Origin of the sequence: Nostoc sp. ChiQUE02 (assembly GCF_034531305.2) — a bacterium.
GTDB lineage: Bacteria > Cyanobacteriota > Cyanobacteriia > Cyanobacteriales > Nostocaceae > Nostoc.
Genome location: NZ_JAVRBN020000011.1, coordinates 49,995 through 69,594, shown reverse-complemented (window position 1 = coordinate 69,594; position 19,600 = coordinate 49,995). Strand labels below are relative to the sequence as shown.

The 19,600-nt window shown below is 42.3% G+C and carries 15 protein-coding genes and 2 pseudogenes; 10 read left to right on the top strand and 7 right to left on the bottom strand.

Going from position 1 to position 19,600, the window contains the following annotated elements:
* Nucleotides 1-20 precede the first annotated feature (20 nt).
* The 9 genes and pseudogenes from RM347_RS14090 to RM347_RS14050 form a co-directional block, all read left to right on the top strand.
* On the top strand, nucleotides 21-1,259 hold the full coding sequence (locus RM347_RS14090) for an acyl-CoA dehydrogenase family protein (RefSeq protein WP_322717201.1): 1,239 nt from the start codon (nucleotides 21-23) through the stop codon (nucleotides 1,257-1,259).
* A 393-nt stretch (nucleotides 1,260-1,652) separates the two neighbouring features.
* Nucleotides 1,653-1,784, top strand: a pseudogene (locus tag RM347_RS14085) (DUF4351 domain-containing protein); the annotation flags it as partial.
* 730 nt (nucleotides 1,785-2,514) lie between these two features.
* Nucleotides 2,515-4,260 (top strand): potassium-transporting ATPase subunit KdpA, encoded by a 1,746-nt coding sequence (kdpA, locus tag RM347_RS14080; RefSeq protein WP_322717200.1) that lies wholly within the window; start codon nucleotides 2,515-2,517, stop codon nucleotides 4,258-4,260.
* Between the two features lie 266 nt (nucleotides 4,261-4,526).
* Entirely contained in the window at nucleotides 4,527-6,668 is a 2,142-nt protein-coding gene (kdpB, locus tag RM347_RS14075) for a potassium-transporting ATPase subunit KdpB (RefSeq protein ID WP_322717199.1), read from the top strand.
* 6 nt (nucleotides 6,669-6,674) lie between these two features.
* Nucleotides 6,675-6,944, top strand: a complete 270-nt coding sequence (locus RM347_RS14070; RefSeq protein WP_322717198.1) for a potassium-transporting ATPase subunit F — start codon at nucleotides 6,675-6,677, stop codon at nucleotides 6,942-6,944.
* Nucleotides 6,944-7,582, top strand: coding sequence for a K(+)-transporting ATPase subunit C (kdpC, locus tag RM347_RS14065; protein ID WP_322717197.1), 639 nt, complete (start codon nucleotides 6,944-6,946; stop codon nucleotides 7,580-7,582). Before RM347_RS14070 ends, kdpC begins: the two co-directional genes overlap by 1 nt.
* Before the next feature lie 428 nt (nucleotides 7,583-8,010).
* Nucleotides 8,011-8,409, top strand: coding sequence for a TrkA C-terminal domain-containing protein (locus RM347_RS14060; RefSeq protein WP_322717196.1), 399 nt, complete (start codon nucleotides 8,011-8,013; stop codon nucleotides 8,407-8,409).
* Nucleotides 8,410-8,538: 129 nt separating this feature from the next.
* Complete coding sequence (locus RM347_RS14055) at nucleotides 8,539-8,937, top strand: hypothetical protein (RefSeq protein WP_322717195.1); 399 nt, start codon at nucleotides 8,539-8,541, stop codon at nucleotides 8,935-8,937.
* A 207-nt stretch (nucleotides 8,938-9,144) separates the two neighbouring features.
* Nucleotides 9,145-9,246 (top strand): annotated as a pseudogene (locus tag RM347_RS14050) (potassium-transporting ATPase subunit C); the annotation flags it as partial.
* Nucleotides 9,247-9,299: 53 nt separating this feature from the next.
* Here the strand turns inward: RM347_RS14050 and RM347_RS14045 are convergent.
* From RM347_RS14045 to RM347_RS14035, 3 genes are all read right to left on the bottom strand, one after another.
* Nucleotides 9,300-10,424: a phosphatase PAP2 family protein gene (locus RM347_RS14045; protein WP_322717194.1), complete on the bottom strand. Its 1,125-nt coding sequence runs from the start codon at nucleotides 10,422-10,424 to the stop codon at nucleotides 9,300-9,302.
* A gap of 131 nt (nucleotides 10,425-10,555) precedes the next feature.
* Nucleotides 10,556-11,203 carry an HMA2 domain-containing protein gene (locus RM347_RS14040; protein WP_322717193.1) on the bottom strand — a complete coding sequence of 216 codons (648 nt, stop codon included), beginning with the start codon at nucleotides 11,201-11,203 and terminating at the stop codon, nucleotides 10,556-10,558.
* 173 nt (nucleotides 11,204-11,376) lie between these two features.
* Nucleotides 11,377-11,652, bottom strand: coding sequence for a hypothetical protein (locus RM347_RS14035; protein WP_428850555.1), 276 nt, complete (start codon nucleotides 11,650-11,652; stop codon nucleotides 11,377-11,379).
* A gap of 146 nt (nucleotides 11,653-11,798) precedes the next feature.
* Here RM347_RS14035 and RM347_RS14030 point away from each other — a divergent pair, with 146 nt between their 5' ends.
* Nucleotides 11,799-14,168 carry a WD40 repeat domain-containing protein gene (locus RM347_RS14030; RefSeq protein ID WP_322717192.1) on the top strand — a complete coding sequence of 790 codons (2,370 nt, stop codon included), beginning with the start codon at nucleotides 11,799-11,801 and terminating at the stop codon, nucleotides 14,166-14,168.
* Between the two features lie 17 nt (nucleotides 14,169-14,185).
* Here the strand turns inward: RM347_RS14030 and RM347_RS14025 are convergent, their stop codons facing one another.
* From RM347_RS14025 to RM347_RS14010, 4 genes are all read right to left on the bottom strand, one after another.
* A complete protein-coding gene (locus tag RM347_RS14025; RefSeq protein ID WP_322717191.1) occupies nucleotides 14,186-14,764 on the bottom strand; it encodes an HMA2 domain-containing protein in 579 nt (192 codons plus the stop codon).
* A 344-nt stretch (nucleotides 14,765-15,108) separates the two neighbouring features.
* Entirely contained in the window at nucleotides 15,109-15,417 is a 309-nt protein-coding gene (locus tag RM347_RS14020) for a DUF5132 domain-containing protein (protein ID WP_322717190.1), read from the bottom strand.
* A 69-nt stretch (nucleotides 15,418-15,486) separates the two neighbouring features.
* Nucleotides 15,487-17,745 (bottom strand): heavy metal translocating P-type ATPase, encoded by a 2,259-nt coding sequence (locus RM347_RS14015; RefSeq protein WP_322717189.1) that lies wholly within the window; start codon nucleotides 17,743-17,745, stop codon nucleotides 15,487-15,489.
* Nucleotides 17,746-17,927: 182 nt separating this feature from the next.
* Complete coding sequence (locus RM347_RS14010) at nucleotides 17,928-19,160, bottom strand: HMA2 domain-containing protein (RefSeq protein ID WP_322717188.1); 1,233 nt, start codon at nucleotides 19,158-19,160, stop codon at nucleotides 17,928-17,930.
* Nucleotides 19,161-19,600: the final 440 nt, after the last annotated feature.

Sequence of the window (19,600 nt, the reverse complement as noted above, 5' to 3'; positions counted from 1 at the left end):
ATATTCGGAGATAAAAACTAATGATTAAGAGTCCAGAGAAACTTGCAGATACGACAATTAAATTTTCGGCTCCCGTGAGAGCAAACTCGCCGGAACTCCAGCAGCTTTTTGATTTTATTGCACTGGGAGCAAGTGAGCGCGATCGCGATCGCATCCTTCCTTATAATGTGGTTGAATTAATCCGACGTTCCAGGTTGGGTGCATTGCGAATCCCCGTTGCCGAAGGTGGTGGTGGTAGCACAGCGCGTGAACTATTCGAGGTCGTGATTCGGCTGGGGGATGCCGATCCAAATGTCGCTCACATTGTACGGAATCATTTCTCTATAACAGAGCGAATTTTGCGTTCTGAGCGCACCCAAAGGAATCAGCGATGGCTGAAAGCCGTCGTCGATGGCGCGATTATTGGACTTGCTTCTACCGAACTGGAAGTTAAGCGAGCTGGTGGTGGTCAAGTCGTGAATACAAAATTAACACCTGATGGCGATGGCTATCGTCTAAATGGGACGAAGTATTATAGCACTGGCAGCCTTTATGCAGACTTGATTTTCGTGCGTGTGCTAGTACCCGATGGCACTAAAGCGTTTATACTCATTCCTACAAACCGCGAAGGGATTGACCTTGTGGATGACTGGGACGGGTTTGGTCAAAGGCTTACAGGCACTGGAACGACAACATTTAAAAATGTCCGTGTAGAGGCTGATGAAGTAATTTTTGAGACAGACACAGACAAAGACAACCTGCCCTATAACATCGTCCCGCAATTATTCCTGACAGCAATCAACGCGGGAATTATTCGCAGCGTTCTACGCGATGCAACAGCCCTCGTCCGTACCCGACCCCGGACTTTCTACCATGCTGTATCCGAGCAAGCCTCAGAAGACCCAATCTTGCAGCAGACTGTCGGGCAGATTGCCGCCAATGCCTTTGCTGCCGAAGCGATCGTTTTAGCAGCAGCTGATGGTCTTGATCGCCTTCCTGCTGCCCAAGCTCAGGGTGAAGAGGCAGAGACGGCTGCGGCACTGGCAACTTCTCTGAGTGCATCCAAAGCCAAATTGATTGTTGATGATTTGGCTCTACGTTCAGCCACTTTGCTGTTTGAAGTTGGTGGGGCTTCCACAACAAAGAAAAGTTCCAACTTTGATCGTCATTGGCGCAACGCCCGTACCTTATCCTCACACAATCCAAATCATTTTAAGGCTCGTGCGATCGGGGACTACGAGATCAACGGTACACCATTGCCGCAACGAGGATTCTTCTAATTTTGTTCAGATCCCTGACTTCTAATATACGGGAAACCACTTTATGAGTATTTATCAGAAGTCGGGAATCTTGCAGCCAACCGAAACCGTTGAGAGGAACTATGAGTGCAATTGATATTAGTTCTTTAAGAGCAAGTAAAGAGGCGATCGCCTCTCCAACAGACTATCCCCAAAGCCCATTATCAGTAGAAAACCTTGATAACTGATTTGAGAGGTGCATCAATGCAAGGACAAGAATTACTACAAAGCTTGTTGCTAGCCACTAGTGAAACTTTTTACATGGTAGATATATCTGCCCTGGTTGCAATAGTCTTAGGCTTGCTTTGGGCTTGTTGCTGGTGATGACAGGCCCCAGAAACTTGCTAGATTTTCCGCAAGTGCATAAAGTGCTGGGTGCGATCGCGCATTGAAAGCCTCTTTCTAGAAAAATTAGAAAATCTTGGTGAAGCTTTGTTAGATTTTCAGGCGATGCCTACGGCGGTAAACTACGCAGATTTAGAAGCCTGGTTCATTATATTAAAGTAGCACCAGCCAATCTTATTTTCTGATTTTGGATCAAGTCGAGCTTAGGTCAATTTGATATTTTATAAAACAAGCAATAAACCTGCAAATAAACAAGCTATGCGTAGCGTCTAGTAGAGAAAGTGATTCGATAAATTAACCTTTTTGACGAATTGTGCGTAACTCGTGGTTTTGTTTTTGTGGTTGCAATTTATAACCACATTTTTAAGTTTTCTGCTCATTCTCTCCATAGTCAACAAAGCTAAAAATCGCTGGAATTAATCCTGAAATCTCAGTTGTTTTTAGACTTATATAGCTATTCGTTTAGTATTTGGCTGTCCTTCTATATTTGCAGATATATATCAAGATAAACGCTCTGAAGAATTATATATATAGAACAATATATTTCTTAGATAGGCTAGTTTAAATATCAAATTATACCTTGTGTTTTTTAACAAAAAGCTCCATGATTGATTGAGAAAGCCCATTACTCTAGGTTAATTAGTTAATAATTATGCCGATATAGGAATCCGATTTGATTTCTGAAAAAATCTAAGTATCTGTAGAGTGTGTTATCGGCGAGAGTACGGCACCAAAGCCTTCGGACGGTGCGTTAGCCAGAGGCATAACGCACCCTACGTATATTTCAAAAATCAAATATGAGTCCTATATACTTCATAGAATTTTCCGATTAATAGCAAGATAATATCTGTGATTCATCTCATTTTTACTCATATTGGAGTTTGATTAACTCATGCTAGAAGGATGGATTCAAATTGGATTAACGCTACTAATTGTAGTAGCAATCACTCCCTTTTTTGGGCGCTATATGGCGCGTGTCTACCTAGAGCAAACTACTTTTATCGACCCGATTTTGAATCCGGTTGAGCGAGTGCTTTATTCTTTGATTGGTGTTAAAACCAAAGAAAATATGACTGGCTGGCAGTATGGGCGGGCAATCTTATACAGTAACCTAGCAATGGGGTTGCTGATTTTCTTGATTATTATGAATCAAGGATGGCTGCCATTAAACCCAACCAAGATAGACGCCCCAACCTGGGATACAGTGCTGCATACGACTATTTCCTTTATTACTAACACCAACCAGCAGCATTATTCTGGCGAAACCTACATGAGCTATGGCAGCCAAATGTGGGGACTTGGTTATCACATGTTTACCTCTGCTGCGACTGGGTTAGCGGTGGGGATTGCCTTTATTCGGGGATTGACTGGTAGATCGTTAGGCAACTTTTATGTAGACCTGATTCGCTCGATTACCCGAATTTTGCTGCCTATTTGTATTGTGGGCGCGATCACTCTCATGGCAGCTGGCGTTCCCGAAACACTGGGGGGTGCGGTTGTATTCCCCACCTTGGAAGATGCGAATATTAGTCAAGCGATCGCTCGTGGCCCTGTTGCCCATTTTGAAATTATCAAACAATTAGGAGAAAACGGTGGCGGCTTTTTCGCCATCAACTCGGCACACCCCTTTGAAAATCCCAACGGATTTTCAAACTTGATTCAGATTGTCGCCATGCTTTCGATTCCTACATCCCTAATCTACACTTATGGGTTGTTTGCGAATAATACTAAGCAAGCTTGGTTAGTCTACAGTATGGTAGGCATCCTCTATCTAGTATTTATCATCGTTACTGCCATTGGTGAATACAACGGCAATCCAGCTGTGAATGGACTACTGGGTAGTCAGCAACCGAATTTAGAGGGAAAAGAAGTCCGGTTTGGTTGGGCACAATCTGCACTATTTGCAACCAGTACAACTGGTACTATGTGCGGTGCAGTCAACAGTTTACACGACTCCTTCATGCCCAACGGCGGTTTTATTACCCTTTCAAATATGTTCCTGCAAATTATTTGGGGTGGACAGGGTACGGGAACTGCTTATTTGTTCGCTTACCTAATTCTGGCTGTGTTCGCCACAGGGTTGATGGTGGGACGCACCCCAGAATTTCTCGGACGCAAGATTGAGAAGCGCGAGGTTGTACTTGCTAGTTTTCTGATTCTGCTGGTTCACCCGATTGCAATTATGATTCCCGCAGGTATCGCCTTGGCGTTTCCCGATCAACTAGCAGGAATTAGTAATCCAGGCTTCCACGGCTTTGCTCAAGTTATCTATGAATACGCCTCAGCTGCTGCTAACAACGGTTCTGGGTTTGAAGGTTTGGGAGATTCACAACCGTCTCCTTTTGCAATGTCTACAGGTACAGCACCAAATGTAACCGCTTTGTGGTGGAACTTGAGTACCTGCTTCAGTTTAATTGCTGGACGCTATATTCCAATCATCGGTTTGCTGTTTTTGGCAGATAGTATGTCTCGTAAGCAAGCGGTTCCTTACACAACTGGTACATTGCGAACCGATACCGGACTATTTACAGGCGTTACCGCAGGCGTAATTTTAATTCTGGGCGCACTTACATTCTTCCCAGTCTTAGCATTAGGCCCCATCGGTGAAGCTTTCTTTATCGCTAAAGGTATCGGCTAGGGATTGGGGACAAGGGGGACAAGGAGAATTAAAAACTGGTTCATCCACCTCAGAACTCCGTTCATCGATCTCGGAACTTTGTTTATCGATCTCGGAACTTTGTTTATCGATCTCGGAACTCCGTTCATCGATCTCGGAACTCCGTTTATCGATCTCGGAACTCCGTTTATCGATCTCGGAACTCCGTTTATCGATCTCGGAACTCCGTTCATCGACTTCAGAACTCCATTTATCGACTTCAAAGACTCATGCTCAAAATTTAATGTATGCCAATTACTACTGATTCTCCCTCCCCTCGTATTCCATCTGGAACTCGTGACTCGCGCAAACACACTCCCAAAACAGATATGCGGGGACTTTACCAGAGAGCAATTCGTGAGTCATTTATTAAGCTCGATCCGCGAATTACTGTCAAAAACCCAGTTATGTTTGTTGTTTGGGTAGGGACAATTGTCACTTTGCTTGTTACCCTAAACCCAAATCTGTTTGGCACCATCCAGGCAGATGTTAACCAACAACGCGTTTTAAACGGGTTGATTACCTTTATTCTCTTTTTCACCCTCGTTTTTGCCAACTTTGCCGAAGCTGTAGCCGAAGGACGCGGTAAAGCACAAGCTGATTCATTAAGATCGACGCGATCTGATACGATCGCTAACAAAATCCTCCCTGATGGTTCGATACAACAAGTCAATTCTACGGAACTGCGACGGGGCGATTTGGTAAAAGTGCTTGCAAATAACATGATTCCCGCCGATGGAGATGTAATTAAAGGCATCGGCTCGGTGGATGAGTCTGCAATTACTGGGGAATCTGCCCCGGTGCTGAAGCAACCAGGTACAGATATTGCCAGTTCGGTGACAGGCGGTACACGCCTACTCTCCGATGAGTTGACAATTCGCATTAGTGCCGATCCTGGTCAAGGCTTTATCGATCGCATGATTGCCTTGGTAGAAGGAGCAGAACGCAGCAAAACTCCTAATGAGATTGCTTTGACGGTATTGTTGGCTGTGTTAACGCAAGTATTTCTGATTGTGGTGGCAACTATGCCTCCCTTCGTGGGCTACATCGCCAGTTTTATCAGCACAGCCTTTGGTGTTGAGGCAGGAAACAGTTTGCGGGCGGGTGCTAGCGTTGCTATTCTCATCTCGCTCTTGGTAGCATTAATTCCCACAACTATCGGTGGTTTACTCAGTGCGATCGGTATTGCAGGGATGGATCGGGTTGCTCAATTTAATGTCATTGCGACCTCTGGTCGAGCAGTAGAAGCTTGCGGCGACATCAACACCTTGGTGCTGGATAAGACAGGCACGATCACCTTGGGAAATCGGATGGCTGACGAGTTTATTCCCTTGGATAATCACTCAATAATAGATGTGGCGCGAGTCTCCCTAGCTGCTAGCTTGTTTGACGAAACGCCAGAAGGCAAGTCAATCGTAGTTTTAGCAGAAAAATCCCAGGCTGGGGTAGACTTTAATATTGATAAAGCCGAAGGTGTAGAATTTTCCGCCAAAACCCGGATGAGTGGCACGAATTTACCCGATGGTAAACAAATTCGCAAAGGTGCGGTAGATGCCATTAAGGGATTTGTCCGTTCCCGTGGCGGCTACGTTCCTGATGATATAGATGCAGCTTATGAGCGAGTTTCCCGGTTAGGCGGTACACCCTTAGCTGTCTGCCAAGATGACAAGATTTATGGTGTCATCTACCTCAAAGATATTGTCAAACCTGGTTTGCGGGAGCGATTTGACCAACTCCGCCGCATGGGTGTTCGCACCATCATGCTCACAGGTGACAACCGAATTACCGCTTCGGTAATTGCCGAGGAAGCTGGGGTGGATGATTTCATTGCCGAAGCGACTCCAGAAGACAAAATTGAGGTGATTCGCTCGGAACAATCTCAGGGTAAACTGGTGGCAATGACTGGGGATGGTACGAACGATGCACCTGCTTTGGCTCAAGCAAATGTGGGCGTGGCGATGAATTCTGGGACGCAAGCTGCCAAAGAAGCTGCTAACATGGTGGACTTAGACTCAGATCCCACGAAGTTAATTGACTTAGTAACCATAGGTAAACAGTTGCTAATTACTCGTGGGGCGTTGACAACATTCTCCATCGCTAACGATATTGCCAAGTATTTTGCGATCATTCCCACTATCTTTGCCGCCGCTGGAATCGGCGCACTTAATATTATGGGATTAAAGAGTGCCCAATCTGCGATCGTCTCGGCGCTGATTTACAATGCCTTGATTATTCCGGCATTAATTCCGCTAGCACTCAGAGGGGTGAAGTTCTTACCTTTAACAGCAGATCAATTGCTACGTCGTAACATCTTTATCTTTGGTCTTGGCGGTATCGTTGCTCCCTTCATTGCCATCAAACTGATAGATATTATCCTACCTTTGTCTTAATTTACTATGAAACCTGTTCATATCCGACGCACTATTGCTACATCCCAAGTATTAGAAGAAATAACTGAAATCTGGTGTCAATGGCGTAGGCAAAAGCTGCCACTGTATTTGTTCTTGGCGATGTGTTTCAACCTAGTGGTTGCACCTGTAGTCTATGCAGCTACTAATGAACAACTTTCCCGCAGTCAATCTTGGGGATTGGGACTGTTAGGACTAGTGACACTGGGACTTTCCATCTATCTATTTTTTGTAATGTTTGTACCGGAGAAATTCTAATGAGTTTTGCACGCGAAGCTAGTAGAGCCGTTCGTTCTACCTTAGTACTCTGGGTTATTGGAGCGATTATTTATCCTTTTGCGATGATTGCCATTGGGCAGATTGTGTTTCCTTTTCAAGCAAATGGTAGTCTCCTGAAAAATGCTACAGATCAAGTTGTCGGTTCTGCTTTGATTGGTCAACCTTTTAGTAGCGATCGCTATTTTAACAGCCGTCCCAGTACCACCAGCTACAGCACAGCCGATCCCAAAAAAGACGATGCGGGAGTTTTGCAAACCGGAGTTTCCGGCGCTAGTAACTTGGCTCCCAGTAATCCCGCATTAATGGAACGCATTAAGGGTAAAGATGATCCAGATCCCAGCAAAAAAGTTGAAGGTGACTTCAATCGTTTGAAAAAAGCAGGTGTGCAGCCGACTGGCGATTTAGTTTACACCTCTGGTTCCAGCCTTGACCCGCATATTACCCCGGAAGCTGCGATCGCGCAAATTGCACGAGTAGCCAAGGCGCGAGGAGTTCAACCGAACCAACTCGAAACTTTAATTTCCCAAAACACCGACGGCCGCTTTCTCGGCATCTTTGGCGAACCTGGAGTTAATGTGTTAAAGCTGAATTTAGCTCTGGATAAGATTAAGGGATAAAGGCTTGAGAGAGTGCTGCTGATTCTTGCTATGCCTCCTATTCGGAATAGTTATCTATAGTAATCCTTAATGATTACTTAAAATCTAAATGTTTGATTCTCGGCTTATTTAATAAGTCGAGAATCTGATTTTTAGTAGGTATATATAATATCATGTCTGGCTAAATACTTGTCATTACGAACGCAGCGATAGCGGAGTGAAGTAATCGCATCCGAAGTGATTGCTTCTCTACGAGACGCTCCGCGAACGTTCCACTCTGTTCCACTCGCAATGACATATCGTAAGTGATTAAGCGGACTTGATATAAAATCTATATCTCTAAACATATACCTGTTTAGCTAATTAATAAATACATACTCTATTTACTTAATACATTTTATATATCTTCAAAATATATCTCTGCAACAGCAGATTTTCCTGGTAAAGTATTGGACAATACTATTAGAGTTAAAAAGCATTTTGTGTTGAAAAATAAAAAAGCTTTAGAACCAAGCCTGTTTGGTGTTTTTATCGAAGATAATAGCGTTTACTGTGGCATTCATTTAAATGATATTAAGTTACCGAATCAATGCGTTTTTCTAGGAGTTTTAAGAGAAACTCAAGTCATTTCAGCAACAGATAATCCTAGTATTTTCGCCGGAGATTACATTTTAGCAATAGCAACCCATCCCATGATGGTTCCCGCTCTCAAAGTGACTCTTAAAAAAATCCATTCTGTTTACTATTCTCTCAATAGTTGCTTATTGGAAGCTCGACCAACAGACAGTAAATCTGTTAATTCAGATTACTCAGACCTATCAAGTACTTTCAATTCCACATATTATTAGACAGATGAATATTTACTGAAGAAAAGTAGAAAACAGTTCGAACTGGCAACATGAGGAAGAAAATATATTTTTGCCTCCTGCCTCCTTAACTTTACTAAATCTGAGTTCGACTAACTAAAGGTTATTAATATGCATACTTCGGAGTTTTTCCGACTTTATGTATCCGTCCAAAAAAGTGTTCATCAGTCCACCCTGATTGAAGCTAACCTGGCTAAAGCAACACATAATGACACAAAACCACAGGAAGGAGACATTCCCTTTGTAGCAGTGTTTTTGGCTCATATTTCCTTCATGCTTGTTTGGGCAATTGTCGTTTTTCTCGTTTCCTATGTCTGCAAGGCGCTAGAAGATCCCCCAGAAAATGCGGCACAAGATAAAGACGAAATAGTAAGTATCAAACATTTACAGCAACATTCCTGTAAAAACTGCCGATTTTTTAACAATAACTATTTTCTAAAGTGTGCAGTACATCCTACCACTGCTCTAACGAAACAAGCACTCAATTGCTCTGACTACAGCCCTAAATAGGTGAGTTTCCCGCTATGCATAAAGCGATCGCTTTATTCCATGCTTCTCAATTATGACCACAAATCAGGGTTAAAAATAAGAAGGTAAAGTCTAGAAATGGTGCCAAATCTAGCGAAATTCCCGTATAACCGCGACTTTGGCAATAACTTAATATTATGGCATTCAAAAGTGTCCAATCTGCGATCGCCTCGGCGCTGATTTACAATGCCTTCTAGTAGCGATCGCTATTTTAACAGCCGTCCCAGTACCACCAGCACAGCCGATCCCAAAAAGGACTATGCGGGAGTTTTCAAAACCGGAGTCTCTGGTTTAGCTACTTATAATTATCCGCCATTATGCAACGCCAGGGAAGAACCTACAGATCAGCCTGCTTCCAGTGAGGAGCGATATTTTTGCTGCGATTCTAAGCTAAGAATACAGACAATCAACCACACTAAACCAGCGGCATAGCCAGCTGTCACATCAGTTAGCCAATGTACTCCAAGATAAAGCCGACTGAAACCAATGGCAGCAATTAAGACAATAGTCAAGCCATAAATCCAAAAGCGCCATTCAGGAAACTGCTTTGCTAGAATATGGCCTGTAAAACCGTAAATCACTATTGAAACCATTGCATGACCGCTGGGAAAACTGTGTTGACCCACATTAATAATATGCTTCCACAGTGCTGGACGCGCTCTACCAAATAATAGTTTCATCAAACAATTTAGCAAGATTGCCCCAACTCCAGCGATTCCCAAAATACTTGCTTGCCAGCGACGATTACAATATAACGGACTAATCGCCAGCCCTAAAGAAGATATCAGCATTACTACTGGATCGCCCATAAAAGTGATACCAAGCATGAGGCGATCGAGCAGTGGTGTATGCAACTTCTGGATCAAGAGCAAAATGGCTTCGTCAAGATTATATGCGTACAATACTCCGGTGCCACATACAAGAGCGCCAACAGCCCCCAATACCGGAATAAGTTGACTACCTGTTTGGTTTAATTGTCGCTGCATAGATATTTGAGACAGTACGGCTGAATCAAATACGTTTCGATTATTACCCCCAACAAAAGCAATATTTTCTTTAGTGCCAAAGGAATGCAAGTTACTGTCTCCAATGACTGCGGCAGAAGCAACTGATTTACTGCTTTTTTTCCGATAATCTAAGACAATTTCTTGAATGAGGAGGGCGATGGTCGTTCGCGTAGCGTCTCGAAGAGAAGACCCGCCTTGTCCTGTCGGACACACTTCGCGAACGGCGTTCGCCTTTAAACTCTTATCTGGATGGAAAATAACAAGAACATTCCCTGTGTAACTATTAGCACAAGCTTGTAAGATTATTTCCTCCTCTAATAATCTCGATTCAAGATATCTTTTGAGAGCTTCTGAATGATAAAGCCCATTTACCTTATATCTAGCTCTTCCTTTAACAGCAGTATGTATTGCTTGAACCCAATGATTTTCATTAAAAACTTGATGAAAGTGAGGATTACTCATTTTTTATTAAAAATAAAATGCTTGGACTGAAGACTAGAGAAAAAGATTTTTAGGAGTTATGGAAAATCCCAGTTGTTTAAGGGCTACTTACTCTTAAGCAGGAATAATTTTAATGGTTACTGTATTAGCAACTACACAAGATCGGGTTCGCTGGCAGATTTCAGTTTCAAAGGCTGGGAGTTTGACTCGGCATTGCTGTGCAATCGCCATCGCTTGTTAGGCAAAATAAACATAGTGGCAGATTTTAGTCTCTTAACTATGCTTCTTGAGGTAGAAAGTATGCGTTCCCAAACGTCTATCCTAACCCTTCGATATACAATAACATTACGTGCTTGGTTGATCTTGCGTGTACTATCAATTAAGTTGATTAGAGCATCAAAAATAGTCCCCACGATTGATTTTGCCATTACCTCTTTTGGCACAACTACATCTTGGGCAGTTTGAATAAGGTTGACCAGATGCTGGCGCATTTGATTATCTGAAATTACACCTACTTTATAATTGATGACGATAGATGCAGCTTTTGGGTTAGCACGGACATTTGTAACTCTAGGATCGGATTCTATCGCTAATTTGAGTTTATCAGTATACTCAGTATCTCTGGCTAGCAGAGGAATACGAAAACGAATGCGTCCAGGAATTGTATGGACAATGCCATAGAATATCTTTTGGGATGGTGCTGTTTTCTTAGCTACGTTTTTAGCTGCCTTTTTTGGTGGTAAACGCAGATTAAGACTAGCACTTTTGTCAGAGTTAGACCGTTTTCTAGAAGTCATCATACTAATTTTTAATTTCAAAAAACAAAAAATGGAACCATGCTTATAAAATTATCAATTGATATTCTAGGAGAGCGTTTTATTGAACTGCATAGCATTACTTTAGTCATACCTATTTTTCTGAATTAAAACATCTATCTCAGTAGTGAATCTAGCTGTCGCTGCTATCAGCTTGATTAAGTTTCTTTAACACTGTGCTTTGCTAATAATAATGGAATAATCAAGATGAGACACTTTGAATAAGGCTGAAGGCAAAGGGCATTTAGCAATATATTTGGGAATTCAGCATCGTACTTAATTAAATTAAAGCCACTAAATCCAAGATTTGGCTTTTTGCTTAAACCCCTGCTTCCTCTTGCCCTCTGCCTTACTAATAAATGCTCTCTCCCCTCTCTTCTTAGATGATTATCATTTTTATTTACAGGTATTTCACTACAGAGACTTATTGACATATAAGGCTTTTAATGTCTAGCGGTTGAGTTACTATATTCTCAAGTAGTAAGATTAAGAGGATGTATGAATTTACTCGATGGGAGTATTACCCTGATTTCATGCAAGCCTTGCTTATTTATTTTATTTAGTTTCTAGGTATGTGTTTATGCAGGAAGGGTTAAGGTTACTAATTCAACTGGTACTAGAGTTTGCACCTGTTGTTGCAGAGCTAGTACAAAAGAGAAGTCAAGACAGTTTGGCTCTGAATAAATATGAACCAATTGAAGCAATTCCTGAATTAATCAAAGCTCTAAATCCTTCAAATAAAAAAAGCAATTCTATTGAAGACTTTGAACAAGAAAGAATTTTCCAACAGCAATTAGTAGCCGACAATTACCAAACGCGATTAAGAATAGCCGCCCAAGAGCGAGAAACAGCGCTCCAGTTGCCAGAAGTCAATAAAATTATTGATAGCTGGCCTTTAAGATTATACCCTTCACAAATTTTAGACCACGCCAATTATGGACGCACTCCACTGAAAATTTTTATCGCTCCTCCTCAAGTGCATTTTGACCAATTTGATGATAAAAGAGATGAAAGAATTTCCCAAATTGAGTTAATGTTGGCTGAAGGATTACGAGATTTTCTTAACAAGCATTACTCTCTACACAGTCAAGTTAGACCAACAGAGTTGTTAGCAGGAGCTTGGGATAGTAAGCGTTTTCACAGTGAATCAAGTATGAAGGCTCTATTTGGAATGTTGAAAACAGAGCCAATTTTGATTTTAGAGTCAGAAAATGATGGCGATTATTTAAATTTTCGGATTGCCTACTGGGGTTTGGGGCAAGGTAATTATTATTATAAAACAATTGCTCGTTTACCTTATCGAGAAATTCTGCAAGAGTCTGCTAAGAGGCGGGCGTTAGAATGGAAACAAATTAGAGATGAACTGCTGGCATTGGGAGAAGACTTAGAAGAAATTAATCAAATTGGAAAAGAGAATATTGTTAATTTGGCAATTTTAGAAAAGGTAGAAAAATGGAATGAAAAAGGAATTGATATTAGTAAGTTATCTTTACAATATCAAGTCAACCGACAGGACTTTGAAAAACTTTGCCAGGTTTTGATTACCTATCACTGCTTGGTTGCAGGTTGGATAGCAGATGCTTACCACTTGGTTAATTGTGGTGTACCTCCGCTATTACCAGAGTTGCTGCCGAGTTTGCTAGAAGATACTTTTGATTTACAATCGCTACAGGTTATCGCCTCAGGTTACAAACAAGTTTACCAAGCTCTGGAAAATGAGCGTTGTTACTGGATTCCAGAATTGGCTTTGCAATTAGCCCAGAGTTTATCCCATTTAAGCGATGCCTACGGCGGTAAACTACGCTCTTGGGCAAATGAACAGCTAAATTATTCTGTGAATACATGGTTACAACTACGCCAAATATCACTACAGGATTCTACTAACCCGCTTCAGGCAATGCAATCAGCCGTCAGCGTCAAAGATGAGGAATATGTAAAAAAACTAAGAGAATATTTTGTTGCGGTGGGTGATAGTCAGAGTCTTGCTGATGTTGAGGAAATTTTGAATTGCGTCGCCAACCTCAAACACCAAGTTACACTACAACATATTGTTCTCAGCCACACCCTAACTGGACATTCAGAAAAAGTGACATCTGTTGTTATTAGTCCTGATTCTGAGAGTTTAGTTAGCGGGTGTGCAGATAAAACCATCAAAGTATGGAATCTTAAAACCGGCAAACTTATCCGTACCCTCACAGAAGATTTAGGCGAAATTTCCTCTGTTGCTATTAGTTCCGATGGACATTTTCTCGCTGTTGGTAGTTGCCAACACCCCAGAAGTAATGTGAAAGTATGGAACCTCAATTCTCGGAAATTACTTCATACTCTCTTAGGACATCAAAAACCGGTTAACTGCCTCACAATCAGTCCTGATGGGCAAATTCTTGCAAGTGGCAGTAATAAAATCAAAATTTGGAACTTGCATAAAGGCGATGCCTGCGGCGGGCTATGCCAACGCATTTGTACCCTTTGGCATTCCTCCGCAGTTAATGCCGCTGCTATCAGCCCCGATGGTACAATCCTTGCTAGTGGTAGTTCTGACAACAAAATTAGGCTCTGGAACCCACGCACGGGCGATCCATTACGCACCCTCAACGGACATTCAGGTGGGGTGAAATCAGTAATCATTAGTCCTGATGGAGAAATTCTCTTTAGCGGTAGCACAGACAAAACCATCAAAATTTGGCATCTAGCTACAGGTAAGGTGCTACACAACTTAACTGAACATTCAGAAGAGGTAAGATCCTTAGCTATTAGCCCTGATGGAGAAATTCTCTTTAGTGGTAGCGCAGACAAAACCATCAAAATTTGGCATTTGCGGACGGGAGAGTTACTACAAACTATTACAGAACACTCCGAGGGAATAAACTCTATTACTATTAGCCCCGATGGTCAATTTCTTGCTAGTGCTAGTTCTGATAAAACCATCAAAATTTGGCAGATTAATTAAGCTTTTTACTGCTTTCGTTACTCGTTTGTTGATTGTTTTTGGCTAGTTCCATGCAACTTAATAAAGCTATCAAAAGCATACCATGCTAAAACATACCAAGGAATAATTTCTAACTGTAAGCCTTTATTAACTAATTGCCGCAGCGAAAGACTAGCTAATCCCAAAGGGAAAAGAATCCGCAGGTCAAAAGCACCATGTGTTGACTGTTTGACACGCTGGTTTAAATCAACAACCGCAGATGATATTCCTGCCGATGCTTCGGTGTTACCCTCGGTAACATCAACAAAAATTATTCCTAAATCTTTAAGTGTTGCTAGTACACTTTCCATACTGCTATCATCACCATCATGATTGATAACAATACTGCCATGAGTGACATTTGTCTTAACTCGATTAATGTGAGAGTTTGCTGACAAAGCACTGGCGATGCGTTGCATCTTTTCTGGTTGACGATGGGAATGAGCCACTCTTAACCGCAATCTTCCGGGAGTTGAACTTACAACTTTTGTAGATATCGATTTTGGTTGTATTTTTAAAGTGGCTTTGTCTATAATTTCTGGCATTTTATTGGAAGTGCTATAACCATTAGTTAACATACAACCGCCTTTTTTACTTGTGTGATATCATGTCCGACTTAATACTTATGTCATTGCGAGCGTTCGCGCAGCGTCTCGTAGAGAAACGCGGCAATCCCAAAGCCTTGCGATTGCTTCATTCCACTTCGTTGCATTCGCAATGACATATCGTAAGTGATTTGCCGAACTTGATATGAAAAGGACTTGTTATCTAATATCTGGGGCTGGGGCTTCCAAAACGAAAATTATACTATTTCCGTAGGATGCGTTACGGTATTCCACCGAACGCACCCTACTAATTTGATATTTTTGTAATTGGAAGTCGCCGATGGTGAATAATTTAATTTGCTGATGGGCAGATGAAATTATGCACCATTTTCTGGGATATTATCTGCATGGTTGGCACTAGCTTCAAACGCTGGGGTTTGTTTTTCCTCAGCAAGTTCTGCTCTAGCTTCGGCTACCATGTCTTCCCAGCTTTCTCCCATTTCTGCAATGGTTCCCTTGCTTCTTTCATAAAGACCAATTCCACCTTTGATTGCTGACTTGATTAAGGGTTTACCAACTCCAGCGACAATCGGCAACAAAACTGGTGCTAAAAGTACTGCACCAATTCCGGCTATAATACCGGGAGCGCCTGCATCTTCAATAAAATCACTAATTTTAGGGGCCATATTCAATTTCCTCCTATTAATTAAAAATTTGGACAAGTCTTCAAAATTACTCTTGTCGGCATAGTTGTATCATCTTGCCGATGGTAGAGTTTTATGGTGGCGACTTTTGAGAATTGGACGCAACCCGTTGACTCCAGCAATCACCGTTGAGCCATTATTAACTACCGTTGCAGCTAAGGGGTTAAGGCCAAAGAGAACGGCTATTATTAATGCCCCTAAGTTAGGAACAGCAACAAGTCCTGTGTTTTGCCGAATCAATTGCTTGGCTTGACGAGCGATCGCGATCGCTTCTAATAAACCATGCAAGTCATTCTGCATCAACACTAAGTCTGCTGTCTCGCGGGCAATCTCAGAACTGTTGGCAAAGGAAACGGAAACATCAGCGTAGGCTAAAGCTGGCGAATCGTTTATACCATCGCCTACAAACGCAACCGTCTTACCTTGTTCATGCAATTGGCGAACAACTGTTGCCTTTTCTTCTGGAAAAGCTTCTGCGTGAGTTGCGGATGGCAAAATACCAAGTTCAGCAGCAACAGCGGTAGCAGTTCGCTGATTATCGCCAGTTAACATGTGAATTTCTACACCTTCGACTGTCGAAAGTGCTCTAATGACTTCCCGACTTTCGGGACGGAGAAGGTCACTATATTTAATGATACCTTGAAGTTGACCGTTGCTGGCTACATAAATCGCTGAATTTGGAGATTTTTGCTGACCATTTAGCACTGCCATGTCAACGCCACTGGAGCGCAAAAAGCGATCGCTTCCAACGTAAACTGTCTGTCCATCAATCAGAGCTTGTACACCCAAACCTAATTGATAATCCCACTTACTACGCGGCAAAATTGCCACTTGTTCTGCTTCGGCATAGCGAACAATTGCCTCTGCGACTGGATGAGTTAAACGCTGTTCGGCGGCAGCTGCCAATTCCAATACCCGCAATCTTGATGTTGCTGGATTGAGACTTTCCACACTGACAACATCAACTTCTCCCTTAGTCAGTGTCCCCGTTTTATCAAAAACTATGGTATCAACTTCTGCGAGCTGTTCTAACGCCCGTCCGCTACGGATGAGAATACCCCGCCGTGCAGCATAAGTTAGTGCTGCTAAAACTGTTGTTGGGACTGATACTCGAATACCTGTAGCAAAGTCTAGAGTTAAAACACTGGCTGCCCGTGAGGGATTACGGGTTGCGGCAAATACTGCCCCACCAAGTAGCAAAGTTGGCACGACAGCTTTTTGAGCAAATTTCGTCGCATAATTCTCCATTCGGGTATCGTGGACAGGCGCTTCTTGCATTAACTTAATGCTCTGTCCAGCGCGAGTATCATTGCCTACCCGTTCTGTAAGAATATAAATTCGTCCTTCCCGTACCAGCGTTGATGCAAAAACTGGTTGTCCCTTTTTCTTCAGCACTGGCATCGATTCGCCAGTTAGTTTCTGCTCATCTAACAGGGCTTTACCTCGCAAAATGCTACCATCAATCGGCACTTGTTCGCCAGGATAAACAATCACTGTATCCCCACGCTGCACATCTTGAATGGGAATCTGTTGCTTTTCGCCATTGCGTTCTACCCAGACAAATTGTCCCAGAGAACTAAGTAAATCTAGAGTTTGTTGAGCAGAAGAACGAGCCGTGCGATCGCGGATATTTTCGCCCACTTCAATTAAACTGAGCATGAGCGATGGTGTAAGAAATTGACCTTGGAAGGTAGTAATAGCGATCGCCATCAAATCCAAAAAGTCAATATTAAATTTTCGCTCTACCCTAATACCTGACCATGCTCGTTGGATAACGGGTAGTGTAGCAATGGCGATGGGAAGCACCACTATCAAAGGTGGGATCGGTAATCCTAACGGCCCCCCCAGCACTGCTAAAGTAGTCGCAACGGCGGAGAGTTGTAAACCGGGCCAAGATGCCTCTTTCTCGCTTTCCGATATAGATGTAGAGTTTTTGAGAACGACTACTTCACTTGCAGCCTGAATCAAATCGTGAAGGTGCGATCGCATCTTCGCATCAGAAACTTTATCAGACTTATAAGTAACTGCAACTGACATTGCCGCAGGTTTGATACGGACATTCTTTACCAGCGCATCTGCTGTTAACAACACTTCGAGACGCTTGGCATAATCTGCATCATAGCGTAAGCGAGATACGCGAAACCGCAGCCTTCCCAAAGTTGTATGGACAATGCTGTAACTAACGTTGGGAAACTGTTTTTGAGAGTGTCCATTAGTATCAATTAAAGAAACTTTACCATTTCCCTCCACCACAGTCATTTGAGAAATTTCAGTTGGGGGTGATGGTAGTTTCAGTGTTACTTTTGCCATTAGTTTTCTTTGATCCAAAATTGCTAAATTTCGATATAAAGTCAGGCTCTTTGCTGAGGTCAAGAGAGCAAATTAGTCACCAATCCGTGAGATTGATTAGCTATGAACAGTTTGGTTATTTGTCAAATTCTGTTGGTTTCAGACGAAGGGCAATAAGGCGCAATATCAAGAATAACTATGTCTTACATTTCTAAAGGGAAGTTCGCCATAAACCCTAAGGAGAAAGACATCGCAGGCGATTTTAGGTTAGTCCACAGACTCGATAACTCTGGAGTTGTTTGCTTTGCTGTTGTTGCGTCTGTAATTTCAGCAGTCTGACTAACTTTTTCTAGAGGTTGGTTAGCCGTTGTTATCGGCTGCGTTGTTGTTGCGTCTGTAATTTCAGCAGTCTGACTAACTTCTTCTAGAGGTTGGTTAGCCGTTGTTATCGGCTGTATTGGTGAGTTTGTCTCCAACGCTAACTCCATCAAACTCACCCAATGAGATAATGGAATCTCACGAGACTGATAAGCGATCGCGATCGATGCCGCATCAAAATTCACACGTACGCTTGTAACTTCAGCATCGGTTTTTACTATTCTCTCAAGTCGCCGCCCATAAGCTCGATCTTGGGCAATTTTCGGCACATTCAACCGAACACGTCCGGGAAGTCTATGAACTACGCTGTAGTCAATCTTTGCAGGTGCTACCACCTCACTATCTCGATCAATATTTGTTGAATTTTCTTGTTGGATAGTAGACTTGCGCTCTATTTTTGATAATTCAGATTCGGATTTTATGTAGCTTTTGATCGCAGAACTAGTATGATTACCTTCGTTTTTTTCTGATGTCGGAACTTGAGAGCCAAGATAACCAATTACACCACGAGTTGCATCCGCTGTAATCATGTAAACTGGAATCGATACCCAGCCATGAATTCCCAACCCTCCTGTTACCGCCAAGCCTGTCATCATCGGAATTAAGGAAATACCCTGCTCTTGCCAAAATGAAACCGATTTCCAAGCTGCAAAGGGATCGGGCTTGGTAGGTGAATCAGACGAAGCTTGCGGCTGTTGGATATCAATATCGGGTCTTAGCGCCAAAATTTGCGGTAATGACAGCTTATCTTCATCAAAATTAACTACCAAACTGCCCGTTTGCTCATTCACAGTAACTTCCCTCACTCCCTCTAAGGAGCGTAAATCTTTGGCTATGCTGTCTAGTATCGAGTTAAAACTACTGTCAGTAGTACGGAGTCGCACGCGCCCGGTAGTTACATGAACTATTTGCAAAGCTGAGGGCTGTGACTTCGTTAACTGTGCCATCGCTTTACTTTTACTCTGATTGACTTCGTTGCTTTGTTGTGTAGAGATTAAATTAGAAGATATTTTCGCCAAAAGATGTAATTTTTCACGATTACTGATATTTTTAGCCATTTACCGGATTACCCAATAGCTACAATCAAGTCAAAAGGTTAACAATAGATTAAATGTAGCTTAAGCTTAGGGGTCAAATATGTGTCTTCCGAATTATTTTGATCAGCAATTCTTCTTATAACAATGATTATCATTAACTCCCCGACCTCAAGAGCTTATCCGAACTGTATTGGGCGATGTTGGGACTGTAGAGCAGATATTTCTAAAGTATTGTGCCGTATGTTGAAACATTTCTTCGTCAATACCACTATTGAGTGATTTTTGTATACTGCTGATTTTCAGAATTATCTATATTCATATCCCCTCCGTGATGTTGCTCCATCAAAATGGAGCAGCACTAGACTCCGTGCCGCTTGGGAACGTTTGTTGTTTGTTTGAAAACCGAAAAAAGGAGGATTAGAGACCATTAATTAAGTAAATCTTTAGGCGGTAAGACTATG

Bases quoted from the DNA above. Each gene is read 5' to 3' on its own strand.
- RM347_RS14040 (WP_322717193.1), bottom strand. From the start codon at position 11,203: ATGATGACTTCTAGAAAACGGTCTAACTCTGACAAAAGTGCTAGTCTT.
- RM347_RS14020 (WP_322717190.1), bottom strand. From the start codon at position 15,417: ATGGCCCCTAAAATTAGTGATTTTATTGAAGATGCAGGCGCTCCCGGT.
- kdpB (WP_322717199.1), top strand. From the start codon at position 4,527: ATGCCAATTACTACTGATTCTCCCTCCCCTCGTATTCCATCTGGAACT.
- RM347_RS14045 (WP_322717194.1), bottom strand. From the start codon at position 10,424: ATGAGTAATCCTCACTTTCATCAAGTTTTTAATGAAAATCATTGGGTT.
- RM347_RS14015 (WP_322717189.1), bottom strand. From the start codon at position 17,745: ATGGCAAAAGTAACACTGAAACTACCATCACCCCCAACTGAAATTTCT.
- kdpA (WP_322717200.1), top strand. From the start codon at position 2,515: ATGCTAGAAGGATGGATTCAAATTGGATTAACGCTACTAATTGTAGTA.
- kdpC (WP_322717197.1), top strand. From the start codon at position 6,944: ATGAGTTTTGCACGCGAAGCTAGTAGAGCCGTTCGTTCTACCTTAGTA.
- RM347_RS14090 (WP_322717201.1), top strand. From the start codon at position 21: ATGATTAAGAGTCCAGAGAAACTTGCAGATACGACAATTAAATTTTCG.
- RM347_RS14025 (WP_322717191.1), bottom strand. From the start codon at position 14,764: ATGTTAACTAATGGTTATAGCACTTCCAATAAAATGCCAGAAATTATA.
- RM347_RS14055 (WP_322717195.1), top strand. From the start codon at position 8,539: ATGCATACTTCGGAGTTTTTCCGACTTTATGTATCCGTCCAAAAAAGT.
- RM347_RS14070 (WP_322717198.1), top strand. From the start codon at position 6,675: ATGAAACCTGTTCATATCCGACGCACTATTGCTACATCCCAAGTATTA.
- RM347_RS14010 (WP_322717188.1), bottom strand. From the start codon at position 19,160: ATGGCTAAAAATATCAGTAATCGTGAAAAATTACATCTTTTGGCGAAA.
- RM347_RS14035 (WP_428850555.1), bottom strand. From the start codon at position 11,652: ATGTCAATAAGTCTCTGTAGTGAAATACCTGTAAATAAAAATGATAAT.
- RM347_RS14030 (WP_322717192.1), top strand. From the start codon at position 11,799: ATGCAGGAAGGGTTAAGGTTACTAATTCAACTGGTACTAGAGTTTGCA.